Source organism: Neobacillus sp. SAB-20_R2A, from assembly GCF_049568635.1.
GTDB lineage: Bacteria > Bacillota > Bacilli > Bacillales > Cytobacillaceae > Neobacillus > Neobacillus citreus.
On record NZ_CP145895.1, the window covers coordinates 286,593 to 305,851 of the forward strand.

The window sequence follows — 19,259 nt, forward strand, 5'->3', positions numbered from 1 at the left end:
TGATTCGATCAGGCATGAGTAAAAAATTGATTGAAATGAGGATGTATGGGAACTCTATACCCATATCTTCATTCAATTGGTCTTTTGCTCATGCCTTTTTTGCGTCTTTTTTATAAAAAGCATTCATTTAATGAGCTAGAATATAATTTCAGGAGGTTTAAATATGTTTAAGAGAGCTTTTGGCGTCTTACAAAAAGTCGGTAAAGCATTAATGTTACCGGTTGCATTACTGCCGGCTGCAGGGATCCTGCTGGCGTTAGGTGCAGCGCTTGTTAACCCGGCCTTATTAAATTTGGCACCTTTCTTAGATAATGAAGGGGTCAGAATGGTTGCTAATGTAATGAAAAATGCCGGAGATATTGTCTTTGGTAACCTGCCGTTGTTATTTGCTGTCGGGGTTGCTGTCGGATTAGCTGGCGGAGAAGGTACAGCTGGACTTGCAGCGATTATTGGCTACTTGATTATGAATGTCACAATGGGGACAGTTTTAGGAATTGATGCAAAGGATATTAATGGCACAAGCTATGTTAGTGTCCTCGGAATTCCTACCCTCCAGACAGGTGTATTTGGCGGGATTATCGTTGGTATTATCGCCGCAGGATTATATAATAAGTTCTATGAAATTGAGTTGCCTTCTTATTTGGGATTCTTTGCCGGTAAACGGTTTGTTCCGATTATTACGGCAGGAACAGCTATCATTTTAGGTTTAATCATGTTGGTTATTTGGCCTCCAATCCAGCACGGATTGAATGCGTTCTCTAATAACATGGTAAATGCAAACTTAACGCTTTCGGCGTTTGTCTTTGGGGTTATTGAGCGTTCATTAATTCCTTTTGGACTGCATCATATTTTCTACGCTCCATTCTGGTATGAGTTTGGCAGCTATACAACTCATGCAGGTGAGGTAGTTCACGGTGACCAGCGGATCTTTATGGCTCAGATTTCAGACCACGTGAAGAATCTGACTGCCGGTACGTTTATGACAGGTAAATTCCCGTTCATGATGTTCGGTCTTCCAGCTGCAGCGCTTGCTATCTATCATGAAGCAAGACCAGAGAAGAAAGTATTTGTCGGGGGCTTAATGGCATCTGCTGCCTTAACTTCTTTCTTAACGGGTATCACTGAACCGATTGAATTCTCATTCCTATTTGTTGCACCAATTTTGTTTGGAATCCATGCCATTTTTGCTGGATTGTCATTTATGACGATGCACCTGTTAAATGTAAAAATCGGGATGACTTTCTCGGGAGGTTTAATTGACTACATTCTATTCGGGTTGATTAACCCGCAAACGCATGCTTGGCTTGTTATTCCTGTCGGTCTTGTGTTTGCTGTTATTTATTACTTTGGTTTCCGTTTCGCGATTCGCACGTTTAATTTGAAAACACCAGGCCGCGAACTGGAGGAAGAAGAAAACCAGGCGCCGACTGGCAAAGCAAGCTCAGGCGATTTAGCCTCTAATATATTAGAGGCCATGGGCGGCAAAGCAAATATTGCTCACTTAGACGCATGTATTACCCGCCTTCGTGTATCTGTTAATGATATTAAAGATGTCGACAAAAATGAATTGAAGCGGCTTGGGGCAGCGGGTGTCCTTGAGGTCGGAAACAATATTCAAGCTATCTTCGGCCCGCGTTCTGAAACAATTAAGGGCCAAATGAAGGATATAATGGAAGGAAAGCGTCCGCGTACAACCGTTGCCAATGCGCCGGAAAAAGGCGTGCAGCAGCAAATTGAAGAGGTAAACCCTGAAGCGCTTCAATCTGAACATAAGGGTGAAGATGTTTTTGTTTCTCCTATTAAAGGAGAAATCAAACCAATCACTGAAGTGCCGGATCAGGTATTTGCAGGTAAAATGATGGGTGATGGCTTTGCAATTGTTCCTGAGGAAGGCATGGTTGTATCTCCTGTCGACGGTAAAATTGTTAACTTGTTCCCAACAAAGCACGCCCTAGGCATTCTTTCTGATAACGGCCGTGAAATTCTTGTTCACGTAGGTATCGACACGGTTAACCTGAAGGGTGAAGGCTTTGAAACATTGGTGTCTGAAAATGACCGTGTTACAAAAGGCCAGCCGCTGTTAAAGTTTGATATTGCTTATATTAAGGAGCATGCCAAATCAACGATTACACCAATCGTCTTTACTAATTTAACTGAAGGCGAAAAAGTAGTTATTGAAAAGCAGGGGCTTGTAGACATAAAGCAAGAAGGTATTATTAAAATAACAAAGTAATGTAATAAGTTACCGGCTCTTTATAAGGGCCGGTTATTTTTTTGAAAAAAATCTATATAAACAGTTGACGAATTTAATCCAGGGTGATAGTATATTAAAGCAGTCGTTACCGACGAGTTAACAACAAATTGATAGTGAGTACTTCAAAAAAGTTGTTGACTTAGAAAGAACGATGTGATATATTAATAGAGTTGCTTCTGACGAGGCGATTTTAAAAAATAGTTCTTTGAAAACTAAACAAACAAAAACGTCAACAAACAATAATTATTCATTTCTTTTGAAATGAAGCCAACGTAACATTTTTGAGCTAATCAACTCAACTTTATTGGAGAGTTTGATCCTGGCTCAGGACGAACGCTGGCGGCGTGCCTAATACATGCAAGTCGAGCGAATCACTGGGAGCTTGCTCCCGGTGGTTAGCGGCGGACGGGTGAGTAACACGTGGGCAACCTGCCTGTAAGACTGGGATAACTTCGGGAAACCGGAGCTAATACCGGATAATTTCTTCCCTCGCATGAGGGAAGGTTGAAAGTCGGTTTCGGCTGACACTTACAGATGGGCCCGCGGCGCATTAGCTAGTTGGTGAGGTAACGGCTCACCAAGGCGACGATGCGTAGCCGACCTGAGAGGGTGATCGGCCACACTGGGACTGAGACACGGCCCAGACTCCTACGGGAGGCAGCAGTAGGGAATCTTCCACAATGGACGAAAGTCTGATGGAGCAACGCCGCGTGAGCGATGAAGGCCTTCGGGTCGTAAAGCTCTGTTGTCAGGGAAGAACAAGTATCGGAGTAACTGCCGGTACCTTGACGGTACCTGACCAGAAAGCCACGGCTAACTACGTGCCAGCAGCCGCGGTAATACGTAGGTGGCAAGCGTTGTCCGGAATTATTGGGCGTAAAGCGCGCGCAGGCGGTCCTTTAAGTCTGATGTGAAAGCCCACGGCTCAACCGTGGAGGGTCATTGGAAACTGGGGGACTTGAGTGCAGAAGAGGAAAGCGGAATTCCACGTGTAGCGGTGAAATGCGTAGAGATGTGGAGGAACACCAGTGGCGAAGGCGGCTTTCTGGTCTGTAACTGACGCTGAGGCGCGAAAGCGTGGGGAGCAAACAGGATTAGATACCCTGGTAGTCCACGCCGTAAACGATGAGTGCTAAGTGTTAGAGGGTTTCCGCCCTTTAGTGCTGCAGCTAACGCATTAAGCACTCCGCCTGGGGAGTACGGCCGCAAGGCTGAAACTCAAAGGAATTGACGGGGGCCCGCACAAGCGGTGGAGCATGTGGTTTAATTCGAAGCAACGCGAAGAACCTTACCAGGTCTTGACATCCTCTGACACTCCTAGAGATAGGAATTTCCCCTTCGGGGGACAGAGTGACAGGTGGTGCATGGTTGTCGTCAGCTCGTGTCGTGAGATGTTGGGTTAAGTCCCGCAACGAGCGCAACCCTTGATCTTAGTTGCCAGCATTCAGTTGGGCACTCTAAGGTGACTGCCGGTGACAAACCGGAGGAAGGTGGGGATGACGTCAAATCATCATGCCCCTTATGACCTGGGCTACACACGTGCTACAATGGATGGTACAAAGGGCAGCGAAGCCGCGAGGTGGAGCCAATCCCATAAAACCATTCTCAGTTCGGATTGCAGGCTGCAACTCGCCTGCATGAAGCCGGAATCGCTAGTAATCGCGGATCAGCATGCCGCGGTGAATACGTTCCCGGGCCTTGTACACACCGCCCGTCACACCACGAGAGTTTGTAACACCCGAAGTCGGTGGGGTAACCGTAAGGAGCCAGCCGCCTAAGGTGGGACAGATGATTGGGGTGAAGTCGTAACAAGGTAGCCGTATCGGAAGGTGCGGCTGGATCACCTCCTTTCTAAGGATATAAGCTGGACATATGAGCCAGACAATACATGTTTGTTTGATTGTTTCTTGTTTGTTTAGTTTTGAGGGAATTATCTCTCAAAACTTTTTGTTCCTTGAAAACTAGATAATCGTAAAAGAAGAAGTAACCAAGTAAGAACCGAGTAATCGCCATTTTAGTTTTTCTCTCTTATTTTTAAGAGTAAGTAAAACCTTTTAGGTTAAGTTAGAAAGGGCGCACGGTGAATGCCTTGGCACTAGGAGCCGATGAAGGACGGGACTAACACCGATATGCTTCGGGGAGCTGTAAGTAAGCGCCGATCCGGAGATTTCCGAATGGGGAAACCCACTGTTCGTAATGGAGCAGTATCTTTACCTGAATACATAGGGTATTGAAGGCAGACCCGGGGAACTGAAACATCTAAGTACCCGGAGGAAGAGAAAGCAAACGCGATTCCCTGAGTAGCGGCGAGCGAAACGGGAACAGCCCAAACCGAAAGGCTTGCCTTTCGGGGTTGTAGGACACTCAACATGGAGTTACAAAGGAACGGGGTAGATGAAGCGGTCTGGAAAGGCCGGCCATAGAAGGTAAAAGCCCTGTAGTTGAAACTTCGTTCCCTCCTGAGTGGATCCTGAGTACGGCCGGACACGTGAAATCCGGTCGGAAGCAGGGAGGACCATCTCCCAAGGCTAAATACTCCCTAGTGACCGATAGTGAACCAGTACCGTGAGGGAAAGGTGAAAAGCACCCCGGAAGGGGAGTGAAAGAGATCCTGAAACCGTGTGCCTACAAGTAGTCAGAGCCCGTTCATGGGTGATGGCGTGCCTTTTGTAGAATGAACCGGCGAGTTACGATTGCATGCGAGGTTAAGTTGAAGAGACGGAGCCGCAGCGAAAGCGAGTCTGAATAGGGCGAATTAGTATGTAGTCGTAGACCCGAAACCAGGTGATCTACCCATGTCCAGGGTGAAGTCCAGGTAACACTGGATGGAGGCCCGAACCCACGCACGTTGAAAAGTGCGGGGATGAGGTGTGGGTAGCGGAGAAATTCCAATCGAACTTGGAGATAGCTGGTTCTCTCCGAAATAGCTTTAGGGCTAGCCTCACGTAGTTAGAGTCTTGGAGGTAGAGCACTGTTTGGACTAGGGGCCCTCATCGGGTTACCGAATTCAGACAAACTCCGAATGCCAATGACTTATCCGTGGGAGTCAGACTGCGAGTGATAAGATCCGTAGTCAAAAGGGAAACAGCCCAGACCACCAGCTAAGGTCCCAAAGTATACGTTAAGTGGAAAAGGATGTGGAGTTGCTTAGACAACCAGGATGTTGGCTTAGAAGCAGCCACCATTTAAAGAGTGCGTAATAGCTCACTGGTCGAGTGACTCTGCGCCGAAAATGTACCGGGGCTAAACGTATCACCGAAGCTGTGGGTGGACACCTTGTGGTGTCCGCGGTAGGAGAGCGTTCTAAGGGCGTTGAAGCTAGACCGTAAGGACTGGTGGAGCGCTTAGAAGTGAGAATGCCGGTATGAGTAGCGAAAGATGAGTGAGAATCTCATCCACCGTATGCCTAAGGTTTCCTGAGGAAGGCTCGTCCGCTCAGGGTTAGTCGGGACCTAAGCCGAGGCCGAAAGGCGTAGGCGATGGACAACAGGTTGATATTCCTGTACCACCTCTTTATCGTTTGAGTGATGGGGGGACGCAGGAGGATAGGGTAAGCGCACTGCTGGATATGTGCGTGCAAGCAGTTAGGCTGGTGAATAGGAAAATCCGTTCACCTTAAGGCTGAGCTGTGATGCCGAGGGAATTATAGTACCGAAGTTCCTGATTCCACACTGCCAAGAAAAGCCTCTAGCGAGATAAAAGGTGCCCGTACCGCAAACCGACACAGGTAGGCGAGGAGAGAATCCTAAGGTGAGCGAGAGAACTCTCGTTAAGGAACTCGGCAAAATGACCCCGTAACTTCGGGAGAAGGGGTGCTTTTTGGGGTGAATAGCCCCGAAGAGCCGCAGTGAATAGGCCCAGGCGACTGTTTAGCAAAAACACAGGTCTCTGCAAAGCCGCAAGGCGAAGTATAGGGGCTGACGCCTGCCCGGTGCTGGAAGGTTAAGAGGAGGGGTTAGCGCAAGCGAAGCTCTGAATCGAAGCCCCAGTAAACGGCGGCCGTAACTATAACGGTCCTAAGGTAGCGAAATTCCTTGTCGGGTAAGTTCCGACCCGCACGAAAGGCGTAACGATCTGGGCACTGTCTCAACGAGAGACTCGGTGAAATTATAGTACCTGTGAAGATGCAGGTTACCCGCGACAGGACGGAAAGACCCCATGGAGCTTTACTGTAGCCTGATATTGAATTTTGGTACAGCTTGTACAGGATAGGTAGGAGCCTGAGAAGCCGGAGCGCCAGCTTCGGTGGAGGCGTCGGTGGGATACTACCCTGGCTGTATTGAAATTCTAACCCGCACCCCTCATCGGGGTGGGAGACAGTGTCAGGTGGGCAGTTTGACTGGGGCGGTCGCCTCCTAAAGTGTAACGGAGGCGCCCAAAGGTTCCCTCAGAATGGTTGGAAATCATTCGCAGAGTGTAAAGGCACAAGGGAGCTTGACTGCGAGACCTACAAGTCGAGCAGGGACGAAAGTCGGGCTTAGTGATCCGGTGGTTCCGCATGGAAGGGCCATCGCTCAACGGATAAAAGCTACCCTGGGGATAACAGGCTTATCTCCCCCAAGAGTCCACATCGACGGGGAGGTTTGGCACCTCGATGTCGGCTCATCGCATCCTGGGGCTGTAGTCGGTCCCAAGGGTTGGGCTGTTCGCCCATTAAAGCGGTACGCGAGCTGGGTTCAGAACGTCGTGAGACAGTTCGGTCCCTATCCGTCGTGGGCGCAGGAAATTTGAGAGGAGCTGTCCTTAGTACGAGAGGACCGGGATGGACGCACCGCTGGTGTACCAGTTGTCTTGCCAAAGGCATCGCTGGGTAGCTATGTGCGGACGGGATAAGTGCTGAAAGCATCTAAGCATGAAGCCCCCCTCGAGATGAGATTTCCCATAGCGTCAAGCTAGTAAGATCCCTGAAAGATGATCAGGTTGATAGGTCAGAGGTGGAAGCGCGGTGACGTGTGGAGCTGACTGATACTAATCGATCGAGGACTTAACCAAGTCATAATTAAGTAAGGTGAACTCGTTTTTACTAAACTTCTTCTGCGTTATCTAGTTTTGAGGGAATGAAACCTCTAATTCAATAGGTCCGGTAGCAATGGCGAGAAGGTCACACCCGTTCCCATCCCGAACACGGAAGTTAAGCTTCTCAGCGCCGATGGTAGTTGGGACGCAAGTCCCTGTGAGAGTAGGACGCTGCCGGGCCAACAAAAAAAGACAACCTGAAAATGGTTGTCTTTTTTTGTTGGCTATTTAGGATTGAATGATGCATGAGAACCGTCCCCACGCATCACCCCAGTATATAAATCAAATACCTCATCCCAATTCCACTTTTCATAATAACTGTCTGGGACCGTAATGTTTTTTATCCAATGTTTTTCTCTTTTATTAAAGTGGGAAGTAAGTACGTTTGCTTTCTGTCGGTCAGTCCTTATCCAAAAAAGCTGCTCCTTTCTAACCATTGGTACAAAATCACCTTTGTTTTTTGGAGGAAAGGTAATTTGCTTTTGTTTCTCGGTAAGGAGATTTACCTCTAATAACTGAGGAAGAGGCCGTTCATCCAGTCTGCCCTCCTTACTTTCGGCTGATCGGGAAACAACCACTACCGTTTCATTTTTCCAAACTAAATCCCGGTCAGCATATCCCTTAGCTGGGGTTATAAGCTCTTTTTTCAAAGGAGTAGGCCTTACCAGCAACAAATGCTTATTATAAGTCGCTTCCCTTCCGACTCCGCCAATATAAGCTAAATTAGTTCCGGCGGGCGCCCACTGCATCCATTCCGCATAATTCAGCATCTCATCCACTTTTTTAAAAACCGCCCCGTCAGCAGACAGCAGACAAAGTGTATTCGCATCTGCCGACATGGAAGCAGTTGGAATTAATAAAAAGCTAATCCAGCCCTTATCAGATGACCATTTAAACGAACTTGTGCTGACAAAGTATTCATCCTCCCCAACTGGTATTGTAAACAGGTTCTTTACAATCGGCCTTTGCCTGTCCACCTCTAACATAACCATGGATAAAATAATATCAGAATGAAGCTGTTCACTTTTTTTGGCGGAGATCAATAAACCATCCCCATTAGGAAGCCAAGAAAAGTTCTCCACTCCTTGAGCCAGCATCGAAGCCAGCAAGGATTTAAAAGGTTTAGTATCTACTACATAAAGAGTCTTGTTGACGAGATAAGCTAGGTTATTTTCACGGCCGGACCATTGAAAGTTTTTGTTAACTTTTGAAGCCATCATAAAATGTTTATTAGTATGAAGATTATAGAGCCAAAGCTCGCCATCATAAACGATATTTCCATCCTGTTTAACGGCCTTTAAATAGGCAAGCCATTGTCCGTCATAGGACCACTTTGGATACCTTACATATTCACCGTTGGTTAACCGTCCTTCTTTATTATTAATTTTTACCCATAAATCATCTTGGCGAATAAAAGCTGCTTTTTCCTGAACAGCGGCAAAAGCATCACTTAGGAATGTAAAAGAAAGCAAAATGGCTAGCAGAACGGTTCTAATCACGAAATCACCCCATTAAATCTGATACAAAGGGCCGGTTCTTATGTTTCATTTTCACCTTTTTTGATGCACAAGAACCGTCCCCATGCATCACCTGTGTTTCCCCATGTTTCAATATTTTCCCCTAAAAATAGTAAATCCTGCGATTCTTTGTAAAGAATAAGGATAGGCGGGATGAAGTGATGCATAAGAACCGTCCCCATGCTTCACTGGAGGTGGAACGATGGCATGGTTTGATTGGCTTCATGAGTATAGATTGACGAGTATTTTTTTTGCGGCTGTGATTGCTTGGTTGGGTGTGTTTGTGATTAATCGGGTTATTCATAAGTTTTTTCAGCAGACGCATTTTATTGAGGAGCGGAAAGAGGAGACGATTGCGAGTATGGTCCGCTCCTTTACTAGGTATTTGGCGACGATTGGGGTTATTTTTTACGCGCTCTCTCAATATGTCGATAATTTTGGGAGATTTCTCGCCGGCGCGGGGGTGGTCGGGGTCATTGTTGGTATTGGTGCGCAAAGCCTGATTAGGGACCTTCTCTCGGGCACTTTTTTAATTTATGAAAAACAGCTCCATAAAGGAGATTTTATTACAATCAATAACACTTTCAGTGGAACGGTTGAGGAAATTGGCCTTAGGTTTATTAAAATCCGAGAGTGGAGCGGGAAGCTGTTAACAATCAGCAATGGGGAAATCAAACAAATTCATAATTATAATATTGAACAAATGCGCGTGATTGAAAACGTGGTAATCAGCTATCGGGAGAATCCCGAAGAGGTTTTATCGGTCTTGGAGCTGGCATGTGAAAAAATAAATGAAGTTAATCAAGACTGTTTAAAGATGGACGGAGAAAATTGTATTGTAGAGCCCTTTAGTGTTTTTGGCATTACAGCGATCAACGCTAACTATCATGGGATTGAGTATACCATCACCGGACTGGTCGATGACGCTTTTTATTGGGAAGCCGGCATTAAGGCAAGAAGGATTATTGCCCAAACACTTTTTGACCATGACATCATGCTTGCGGAGGATACGCTGTTCATTAAACAGGCAGCGAACCGGCTTGCGGGGGAAAAAGCGAACATCCCTTCTGACTGACCTTGATAGATGAATATGTTAAAGTAGGGGAAGCACGGTTTAGGAGGGCATTCAATGTTGGAGAATAGTTATGTTATGGTTGCAATTATCCTTATCATTAATATTGTATATGTGTCTTTTTTTACTATTAGGATGATTCTAACTTTAAAAGGGCAGAGGTATTTGGCCGCGTTCCTTAGCATGATTGAGGTAGTCATTTATGTGATGGGGCTGGGTCTGGTTTTAAACAATTTAAATGAGATTCAGAACCTGGTTGCCTATGCAGTCGGTTATGGGATTGGCGTTATTGTCGGTATGAAAATTGAAGAGAAGTTGGCTCTCGGCTATATTACCGTCAATGTCATCACAGCGGAATATGATAAGAATTTGCCGAAGATTTTGAGGGAAAAGGGCTATGGCGTGACCGACTGGGAGGCGCATGGGCTGGAAGGAAACCGAATGGCCTTGCAGATTCTCACTCCAAGAAAGTTTGAGTTAAGATTATATGATGCGATTAAAAATATTGATCCAAAAGCCTTCATCATTGCCTATGAGCCAAAAACTATTTATGGCGGTTTCTGGGTCAAATCCGTGAAACGAGGTAAATTATTTAAATGAGCAAAAAGAAGATGCAATTTGAGGTACAGGATAATGAGAGTATTGAGGAATGTTTAAATCGGATAAAGGTGCAGGGGTATACGCCTGTAAGCCGAATAGAGAAACCTATTTTTCAAGAGGTCAAGAAAGGCAATGAAACCGTTTACGAGCCAGCCGGGAGAAAAATTATCTTTGAGGCAAGAATTATCGAGTAAAACACGAACATTACAGTAATATTTAAAAATAATGTTCGATTATTGGTTGACAGCCTACTAAAATGCTTGGTAAGATAAGTTTAGAAATTACGAAATTATTCTTACCCTCATATATCAATGGGAATATGGCCCATAAGTCTCTACCCAATAACCGTAAATTATTGGACTATGAGGGAAAGTCAATATGTTCGGCACATAAGGGGCATCCCCCTTAGATTTGTGTTCTTGATTTTCCATGCCCGGACAAATGGCTTTCTCTTCTAGAGATACCATTTGTCCGGGTATTTTATTTTTCTAAAAAAGTTTTATAGGGGGACCAGCGGAATGAAGAACTTGGTCGGCGTAATTATGGGAAGCAAGTCGGACTGGGAAACTATGAAGCATGCATGCGATATTTTGGAAGAGCTTGAAATCCCATATGAAAAGAAAGTCGTTTCTGCACATCGGACACCAGATTTGATGTTTTCATACGCAGAAGATGCCAGACAAAAAGGCTTAAAGGTAATTATCGCTGGAGCAGGCGGGGCAGCGCATTTGCCTGGCATGGTGGCTGCGAAAACAACTCTTCCTGTCATCGGTGTTCCTGTCCAGACGAAGGCTTTAAACGGACTCGATTCTTTGCTGTCAATCGTGCAAATGCCAGGCGGTGTACCGGTTGCGACGGTTGCAATTGGCAAGGCTGGCGCCATGAATGCCGGGCTTTTGGCGGCACAAATTCTCGCTGCCACTGACGTGGAGTTAGCGGGCAAATTGGAAGCAAGGCGGGAAGCGACTAAAAACGCAGTGTTAGAAAGCAGTGATGAACTTGAATAATAAAGTTATATTACCAGGGGCGACAATCGGTATTATTGGCGGCGGCCAGCTTGGCAGAATGATGGCGTTGGCGGCTAAAGCTCAAGGCTTTCGGATTGCCGTTTTAGAGCCGACAGCGGACTCTCCTTGCGGGCAAGTGGCAGATGTGGAAGTCATCGGCGCTTATGATGACCGCGAGGCAATCGGCCGGTTAGCTGCGGTAAGTGACGTGATCACGTATGAATTTGAAAATATTGATGCAGATACATTAAGCTGGCTTTGCGAACAAGCCTATGTTCCGCAGGGACCAAAGCTATTGACCATTACCCAGAACCGAATCACAGAGAAGGCGGCGATTCGGAACGCAGGGGCTGAAGTCGCTCCATACGGAGAGATTTATAGTGTGGAAGATTTATTTTTAAAAATTGAAGCCGTGGGCTATCCTGCTGTATTAAAAACGGCAAGAGGCGGCTATGACGGAAAAGGCCAGCTGGTCATAAAGGAACATAGTGATTTAGAAAAAGGGGAAGCCCTTATTAATCATGGCGAATGTGTGCTAGAGCAATGGGTCCCATTTGAAAAAGAAATTTCCGTGATTGTGACGCGCAGACTGGATGGGGAAACAGCGATTTTACCAGTAGCGGAAAACATTCACGTAGACAATATATTGCATCAGACGATTGTTCCGGCACGGATCTCGGAGGCAACAAAAGCCCTGGCGATTCAAAAGGCGAAACAGATTGCCGACTACCTAGGATTGGTAGGAACGCTTGCGGTGGAGATGTTTGTGACTGCTGATGGTGAAATTTACATTAACGAATTGGCACCGCGGCCGCACAATTCCGGGCACTACTCCATTGAGGCCTGCCAGACATCGCAATTTGAGCAGCATATCCGCGCGATATGCAGCTGGCCATTAGGAAGCACTGAGCTATTAAAACCAGTTGTAATGGTCAACCTATTAGGGGAGCATCTTGAAAGCTTATATCAAGAAATTCCGGCCATGAACGATTGGAAGGTTCACTTGTACGGAAAAAAAGAACCAAAGGTGAAGCGAAAAATGGGCCATGTTACTATTTTGCGTGATAATGTAGAAGATGCCCTTGACGAAATCCAAAAGAGCAGCATTTGGGCGGCTGCCACAGTGAAGATCGGAGGATAAAAGATGATTGATCGTTATACGAGACCAGAAATGGGAGCCATTTGGACGGAGGAGAACCGCTTCAACGCTTGGCTTGAGGTGGAAATTCTCGCATGTGAAGCGTGGGCCGAGTTAGGTGAGATTCCGAAAGAGGATGTTCAAAAACTGCGCGAAAATGCTTCCTTTAATATTGGCCGGATTAAGGAAATTGAAGAAGAAACAAGACATGATGTTGTTGCCTTTACCCGTGCCGTATCTGAAACACTAGGCGAAGAGCGTAAATGGGTGCATTACGGCTTAACTTCTACGGATGTGGTTGATACAGCCCTTTCCTATGTTTTAAAGCAAGCCAATGCGATTTTATTTAAGGACATCGAAAACTTTATTGAGATTTTGCGAAATAAGGCGATTGAACATAAATATACGGTTATGATGGGCCGGACACACGGCGTACATGCGGAGCCAACAACGTTTGGCTTAAAGCTTGCCCTTTGGTATGAAGAAATGAAGCGGAACCTGGAGCGTTTTAAGCAGGCTTCCCAAGGTGTAGAGTTTGGGAAAATCTCCGGTGCAGTTGGAACGTATGCCAACATCGATCCGTTTGTCGAACAGTACGTTTGTGAAAAATTAGGGATTCAACGGGCGCCGATTTCTACACAGACCTTGCAGCGTGACCGTCATGCTCATTACATGTCGACACTGGCGTTAATTGCCACTTCGATTGAAAAATTTGCCGTAGAAGTGCGCGGCTTACAAAAAAGTGAAACGCGTGAGGTAGAAGAGTTTTTCGCAAAAGGACAAAAAGGGTCATCGGCGATGCCGCATAAGCGTAACCCGATTGGTTCCGAGAATATGACAGGGATGGCCCGCGTTATTCGTGGCTACATGATGACGGCTTATGAGAATGTTCCACTATGGCATGAGCGCGATATCTCCCATTCTTCGGCTGAGCGGATTATCCTGCCGGATGCCACAATTGCGTTGAATTATATGTTGAACCGTTTTGGAAATATCATTAAGAATTTAACGGTTTATCCGGAAAACATGAAGCGCAATATGGATCGTACGCTTGGCTTGATTTACTCTCAGCGCGTGCTGCTAGCACTGATTGATAAAGGCTTATCCCGCGAAGCGGCTTACGACACTGTCCAGCCAAAGGCAATGGAAGCATGGGAAAAGCAGGTTCCATTCCGCAGCTTAGTCGAAGCGGAAGAAAAAATTACCTCAAAGCTGTCTGCTGAGGAAATCGCCGATTGCTTTGATTACAGCTACCATCTACAGCATGTGGATACCATTTTTGATCGATTAGGATTAAATGCGTAAGGCAGCAAGTTAACACGAAAAAAATTAAACAGGGGCATCACTAACATGGTTATGCCCCTTTACCTATACTGAAGATTCCTAATATTGAAAAATAAGGAGCGACCCAAGATGAAAGAAATGCTATATGAAGGAAAAGCGAAGCGTATCTATTCAACTGAAGACCCGCAAATTGTTTTAATCGAGTATAAAGACTCTGCCACCGCTTTTAATGGACAAAAGAAGGCTGACATCACCGGTAAAGGCCGTTTGAATAACGAGATTACTAGTTTGCTATTTATAAAACTTAAAGAACAAGGAATAGACTCGCATTTCATCAAACGCGTATCCGAAACCGAGCAATTAGTTAAAAAAGTCTCCATTATCCCGCTTGAGGTCGTCGTCCGCAATACAGCTGCAGGATCCTTCTCAAAACGTTTGGGAGTCGAAGAAGGCCGCCCGCTATCAGCGCCAATCGTGGAATTTTATTTAAAAAACGATGACTTGGGTGACCCGCTTGTCACAAAAAGCCACATCCTCGAACTGAAAGCCGCAACAGTTGAAGAAATCAGTATTTTACGAGATAAAGCACTGCAAATCAACGAAGTGTTAATAAACTTTTTCGATAATCTTGGCGTTAATCTTATCGACTTTAAGCTTGAATTTGGCAAAGACCAAGATGGGCAAATTTTATTAGCCGACGAAATTTCCCCTGACACCTGCCGCCTATGGGATCAGAAGACAAACGAAAAGCTTGATAAAGACGTATTCCGCCGTGATTTAGGAAGCTTAACCGAAGCCTATGAAACTATTCTTAAAAGACTTGGAGGACATCAGCATGTATAAAGTTAAGGTATTCGTCACATTAAGAGAAAGCGTATTGGACCCGCAGGGAAAGGCCGTTACCCATTCCCTTCACTCTTTAAGTTACCCGGAAGTTGCGGATGTCCGCATCGGCAAATATATGGAACTGACACTTGAAAAATCAGAACGCGATATCGATGAAGTTATCAACGAAATTTGCAGCAAACTGCTCGCCAATCCGGTTATCGAAGACTACCGATACGAAGTAGAGGAGTGTGTCGCACAGTGAAATTTGCGGTCATCGTTTTTCCGGGATCCAACTGTGATATCGATATGTACCATGCCGTAAAAGACGAACTCGGTGAGGAAGTCGAATACGTTTGGCATGATACAGACAACTTAGATGAATTTGACGGAATTCTCCTCCCAGGCGGTTTCTCCTATGGAGATTACCTCCGCACAGGTGCGATTGCCCGTTTCAGTAAGGTTATGAAGGAAGTCATCAAGGCTGCCGAGGCTGGAAAGCCGGTAATGGGAGTATGCAATGGTTTTCAAATACTTTTAGAAGCTGGCCTGCTGCCTGGGGCGATGAGACGAAACGAAAGTCTTTCATTTATATGCAAACCAGTCGAATTAAAGGTAGAAAATAACGAATCAATGTTTACAGGTGAATACGAACAAGGGCAAACCATCACTATTCCAGTCGCCCACGGCGAGGGAAATTATTATTGTGACGAAGCAACACTCGAACAATTAAAGGCAAACAACCAAATCGTCTTTACCTATCAGCAAAACCCGAACGGAAGTCTCGCTGATATTGCCGGAATCATCAATGAAAAAGGAAACGTGCTCGGAATGATGCCGCATCCAGAACGTGCTGTTGACAGCTTGCTTGGAAGCGCGGATGGTCTGAAAATGTTCCAATCAATCGTAAAGGCTTGGAGGGAAGTACATGTTGTTAACGCTTGAACCAAATCCAGAACAGATTAAAGCAGAAAAACTATATCAGCAAATGGGTTTATCCGATGACGAATTTGCCTTGGTTGAAAACATCCTGGGCCGGACACCGAATTATACCGAAACAGGCCTTTTCTCCGTCATGTGGTCTGAGCATTGCAGCTACAAAACCTCAAAGCCTGTATTGAAAAAGTTCCCAATCAGTGGCCCAAAGGTTCTTCAAGGACCTGGCGAGGGTGCAGGGATCGTTGATATTGGCGACGGTCAGGCGGTTGTATTTAAGATTGAAAGCCACAACCATCCATCTGCAATTGAACCGTATCAAGGCGCAGCAACTGGGGTAGGCGGTATTATCCGCGATGTATTTTCGATGGGAGCACGCCCAATTGCCCTATTAAACTCGCTTCGTTTTGGCGAGCTGGATTCTTCTTCCAGAGTCAAATACCTTTTTAAAGAAGTCGTTGCCGGGATTGCCGGTTATGGAAACTGTATCGGAATTCCAACTGTTGGCGGCGAGATCCAATTCGAGGATTGCTATGAGGGCAACCCGCTCGTTAACGCAATGTGTGTTGGCCTTATCGACCACAAAGATATTAAAAAAGGCCAAGCGCACGGTGCTGGAAACACCGTTATGTATGTCGGCGCGAAAACCGGCCGCGATGGCATTCACGGGGCAACCTTTGCTTCTGTAGAATTAACCGAGGAATCAGATAAAGACCGCCCAGCAGTTCAAGTCGGTGACCCGTTTATGGAAAAACTCCTTCTAGAAGCTTGTCTTGAGTTGATTCATTCCGATGCCCTTGTTGGCATTCAAGATATGGGTGCAGCGGGACTTACAAGCTCCTCTGCTGAAATGGCCAGCAAAGCCGGAATGGGTATCGAGATGAACCTTGACCTTGTTCCGCAGCGGGAAACTGGCATGACTGCCTATGAAATGATGTTGTCAGAATCACAGGAACGCATGTTGGTGGTCGTGAAAGTAGGCCGTGAGCAGGAAATCGTCGAGCTTTTTGAAAAATATGATTTAGAGGCTGTTGCAATTGGAAAGGTAACGGATGACAAGAAACTGCGCTTGATTCATCACGGTGAAGTAGTAGCCGACGTTCCGGTCGATTCCTTAGCGGAGGACGCGCCTGTTTACAACATGCCATCCATGGAGCCTGCATATTTCGCAGAATTCCAGGCGATGGAGAACGAAATTCCACAAGTAGAAAACTTACAAGAAACACTGGTAAAACTATTAAGCCAGCCAACTGTAGCCAGCAAGGAATGGGTTTATCAACAATACGATTATATGGTTCGCACCAATACAGTCATCGCTCCGGGATCGGACGCTTCCGTAGTAAGAATTCGCGGCACCCGCAAAGCACTGGCAATGACAACTGACTGTAATTCCCGCTTCGTCTATTTAGACCCGGAAACAGGCGGGCAAATTGCTGTGGCGGAAGCAGCAAGAAATATCATTTGTTCTGGCGCGGAACCACTAGCGATTACCGATAACCTTAATTTCGGTAACCCGGAAAAGCCGGAAGTATTTTGGCAGATTGAAAAAGCGGCAGACGGTATAAGTGAAGCCTGCCGGGTATTAGAAACACCAGTTATCGGCGGAAACGTCTCTTTATATAACGAAACAAGCGGTACTGCGATTTATCCGACACCTGTTATTGGGATGGTTGGACTAATCGAAGACCTTGATCATATTACAACCCAGCACTTTAAAAACAGTGGTGACCTGATTTATTTAGTCGGAGAAACTAAGGATGAATTTGGCGGCAGCGAGCTGCAAAAGCTCCTTAACAATGGCCAGGTTTTTGGAAAGGCACCGGAATTAAATATTCAAATCGAAAAAGACAGACAACAGCAAGTTCTTGCAGCGATTCGTGCTGGAGTGGTTCAGTCTGCTCATGACTTGTCAGAAGGCGGCCTTTCCGTTGCTTTAGCAGAATGTCTGTTTGAAAATCCACAGCTTGGGGCGAAAGTGAATGTCGCTGGAAACCTAGTTTCTGCCTTATTCAGTGAAACGCAGTCCCGCTTCCTTTTATCTGTGAAAAAGGAACATCAAGCTGAGTTTGAAAGTTTAGTAGAAGCCGCCTTGATCGGCGAAGTGAATAATACAGGAACAATGAGCGTGATATCTGGAGAGCAAACAGTCCTTGAGTCGTCTGTGGAAGAATTAAAAGCTGCCTGGAAGGGGGCAATCCCATGCTTGCTGAAATCAAGGGATTAAACGAGGAGTGCGGAGTCTTTGGTGTTTGGGGCCATAAGGATGCAGCTCAGCTAACTTATTACGCGCTGCATGCACTGCAGCACCGAGGCCAGGAAGGAACCGGCATTGTCGTTAATGACGGCAATACACTGAAAGTGGTCAAGGGCGAAGGACTGGTTACAGAAGTTTTTACTGCTGATAGAATGGCAGAGTTAACTGGCAACACAGCGATTGGTCATGTCCGCTATGCAACAGCAGGCGGCGGGGGTTACGAGAATGTCCAGCCCCTCCTGTTTCATTCCCAAACAGGGAGTCTTGCACTTGCCCATAATGGCAATCTAGTGAATGCGAATTCTTTAAAACATCAGCTTGAAGCGCAGGGCAGCATTTTTCAAACAAGCTCAGATACAGAGGTACTTGCCCACTTAATCAGAAGAAGCGGATTTCCGAACATGAACGACAAGGTGAAAAACGCTCTTTCGATGCTAAAAGGAGCCTATGCGTATTTGATTTTGACCGAAACCGAATTAATGGTAGCACTCGATCCTCATGGATTACGGCCGCTTTCACTTGGCTGCCTTGGCGATGCTTATGTGGTCGCTTCGGAAACGTGTGCGTTTGACGTAATTGGCGCCGAATATATTCGCGATGTTGAGCCAGGAGAGCTATTAATCATCAATGAAAATGGAATCAAGTCAGAGATGTTTTCGGTCAGTTCAACAAAAGCGATTTGTACGATGGAATATGTTTATTTTTCAAGACCGGACAGCAACATCCAGGGAATCAATGTGCATACCGCTCGTAAAAATATGGGGAAAAGATTGGCCATGGAGGCGCCAATTGAGGCAGATGTGGTGACAGGAGTTCCAGATTCTAGCATCTCTGCTGCAATTGGCTATGCCGAAGAGTCGGGTATTCCCTATGAGATGGGCTTAATTAAAAATAAATATGTCGGCCGGACTTTTATCCAGCCGTCCCAGTCGCTCCGTGAGCAAGGGGTAAAAATGAAGCTGTCGGCTGTCCGAGGGGTAGTCGAAGGGAAGCGTGTCGTCATGGTCGATGACTCGATTGTCCGCGGAACAACGAGCAGAAGAATTGTCAAAATGCTAAAGGAAGCAGGGGCAACCGAGGTGCATGTTGTCATCAGCTCACCGCCAATCAAAAACCCATGCTACTACGGAATCGATACATCCTCAAAGGAAGAATTAATTGCTTCAGATAAATCGGTTGAGGAGATCAGACAGCTGATTGGAGCAGATTCCTTAACGTTCTTAAGCCTTGAAGGGATGCTTGTCTCCCTTGGTCAGAAGGAAGGAACAAACGGATTTTGCCTTGGCTGTTTTACCGGAAATTATCCGACTGAAATCTATCCAGATACACTTCAATACTACTACCAAAAGGGGTGAC

14 protein-coding genes, 3 rRNA genes and 1 riboswitch are annotated in these 19,259 nt (G+C 46.0%); of the genes, 15 read left to right on the top strand and 2 right to left on the bottom strand.

Translation table 11 applies throughout. From position 1 onward, the window contains the following. Positions 1-163 precede the first annotated feature (163 nt). The 4 genes from ptsG to rrf all read left to right on the top strand — a co-directional run bounded on the left by ptsG (position 164) and on the right by rrf (position 7,450). Positions 164-2,233, top strand: coding sequence for a glucose-specific PTS transporter subunit IIBC (gene ptsG / locus V5M37_RS01550; protein WP_423800442.1), 2,070 nt, complete (start codon positions 164-166; stop codon positions 2,231-2,233). Positions 2,234-2,555: 322 nt separating this feature from the next. After that, positions 2,556-4,105, top strand: a 16S ribosomal RNA gene (locus tag V5M37_RS01555). Positions 4,106-4,311: 206 nt separating this feature from the next. After that, positions 4,312-7,246 (top strand): 23S ribosomal RNA (locus tag V5M37_RS01560). A gap of 87 nt (positions 7,247-7,333) precedes the next feature. Next, a 5S ribosomal RNA gene (gene rrf, locus V5M37_RS01565) occupies positions 7,334-7,450 on the top strand. Together the 16S, 23S and 5S rRNA genes form the textbook arrangement of a ribosomal RNA operon. A 44-nt stretch (positions 7,451-7,494) precedes the next feature. Here the strand turns inward: rrf and V5M37_RS01570 are convergent. Both V5M37_RS01570 and V5M37_RS01575 read right to left on the bottom strand, forming a co-directional pair. Next, positions 7,495-8,769, bottom strand: a complete 1,275-nt coding sequence (locus tag V5M37_RS01570; RefSeq protein WP_423800443.1) for a translocation protein TolB — start codon at positions 8,767-8,769, stop codon at positions 7,495-7,497. 38 nt (positions 8,770-8,807) lie between these two features. Continuing rightward, positions 8,808-8,954 carry a hypothetical protein gene (locus V5M37_RS01575; RefSeq protein WP_423800444.1) on the bottom strand — a complete coding sequence of 49 codons (147 nt, stop codon included), beginning with the start codon at positions 8,952-8,954 and terminating at the stop codon, positions 8,808-8,810. A 35-nt stretch (positions 8,955-8,989) separates the two neighbouring features. Here V5M37_RS01575 and V5M37_RS01580 point away from each other — a divergent pair, with 35 nt between their 5' ends. From V5M37_RS01580 to purF, 11 genes are all read left to right on the top strand, one after another. Beyond that, a complete protein-coding gene (locus tag V5M37_RS01580) occupies positions 8,990-9,862 on the top strand; it encodes a mechanosensitive ion channel family protein (protein ID WP_423800445.1) in 873 nt (290 codons plus the stop codon). 54 nt (positions 9,863-9,916) lie between these two features. Beyond that, positions 9,917-10,459 (top strand): DUF2179 domain-containing protein, encoded by a 543-nt coding sequence (locus V5M37_RS01585; RefSeq protein WP_423800446.1) that lies wholly within the window; start codon positions 9,917-9,919, stop codon positions 10,457-10,459. Next, positions 10,456-10,653 (top strand): NETI motif-containing protein, encoded by a 198-nt coding sequence (locus V5M37_RS01590; protein ID WP_423800447.1) that lies wholly within the window; start codon positions 10,456-10,458, stop codon positions 10,651-10,653. The genes V5M37_RS01585 and V5M37_RS01590 overlap by 4 nt, the downstream gene beginning before the upstream one ends. Positions 10,654-10,740: 87 nt before the next feature. Further along, positions 10,741-10,842, top strand: a riboswitch (purine riboswitch). 135 nt (positions 10,843-10,977) lie between these two features. Then, positions 10,978-11,466 (top strand): 5-(carboxyamino)imidazole ribonucleotide mutase, encoded by a 489-nt coding sequence (gene purE, locus V5M37_RS01595; RefSeq protein ID WP_423800448.1) that lies wholly within the window; start codon positions 10,978-10,980, stop codon positions 11,464-11,466. Then, complete coding sequence (purK, locus tag V5M37_RS01600; protein ID WP_423800449.1) at positions 11,453-12,607, top strand: 5-(carboxyamino)imidazole ribonucleotide synthase; 1,155 nt, start codon at positions 11,453-11,455, stop codon at positions 12,605-12,607. Before purE ends, purK begins: the two co-directional genes overlap by 14 nt. 3 nt (positions 12,608-12,610) lie before the next feature. Further along, a complete protein-coding gene (gene purB / locus V5M37_RS01605; RefSeq protein WP_423800450.1) occupies positions 12,611-13,909 on the top strand; it encodes an adenylosuccinate lyase in 1,299 nt (432 codons plus the stop codon). Between the two features lie 108 nt (positions 13,910-14,017). Further along, a complete protein-coding gene (purC, locus tag V5M37_RS01610) occupies positions 14,018-14,731 on the top strand; it encodes a phosphoribosylaminoimidazolesuccinocarboxamide synthase (RefSeq protein WP_423800451.1) in 714 nt (237 codons plus the stop codon). Beyond that, the gene (gene purS / locus V5M37_RS01615; RefSeq protein WP_213147789.1) at positions 14,724-14,978 is read left to right on the top strand and encodes a phosphoribosylformylglycinamidine synthase subunit PurS; all 255 of its coding nucleotides are present in this window, start codon (positions 14,724-14,726) and stop codon (positions 14,976-14,978) included. Before purC ends, purS begins: the two co-directional genes overlap by 8 nt. Beyond that, positions 14,975-15,658: a phosphoribosylformylglycinamidine synthase subunit PurQ gene (gene purQ, locus V5M37_RS01620; RefSeq protein ID WP_423800452.1), complete on the top strand. Its 684-nt coding sequence runs from the start codon at positions 14,975-14,977 to the stop codon at positions 15,656-15,658. The genes purS and purQ overlap by 4 nt, the downstream gene beginning before the upstream one ends. Beyond that, a complete protein-coding gene (purL, locus tag V5M37_RS01625) occupies positions 15,642-17,873 on the top strand; it encodes a phosphoribosylformylglycinamidine synthase subunit PurL (RefSeq protein ID WP_423800453.1) in 2,232 nt (743 codons plus the stop codon). Before purQ ends, purL begins: the two co-directional genes overlap by 17 nt. Then, a complete protein-coding gene (gene purF / locus V5M37_RS01630) occupies positions 17,849-19,258 on the top strand; it encodes an amidophosphoribosyltransferase (protein ID WP_423800454.1) in 1,410 nt (469 codons plus the stop codon). Before purL ends, purF begins: the two co-directional genes overlap by 25 nt. Position 19,259: the final 1 nt, after the last annotated feature.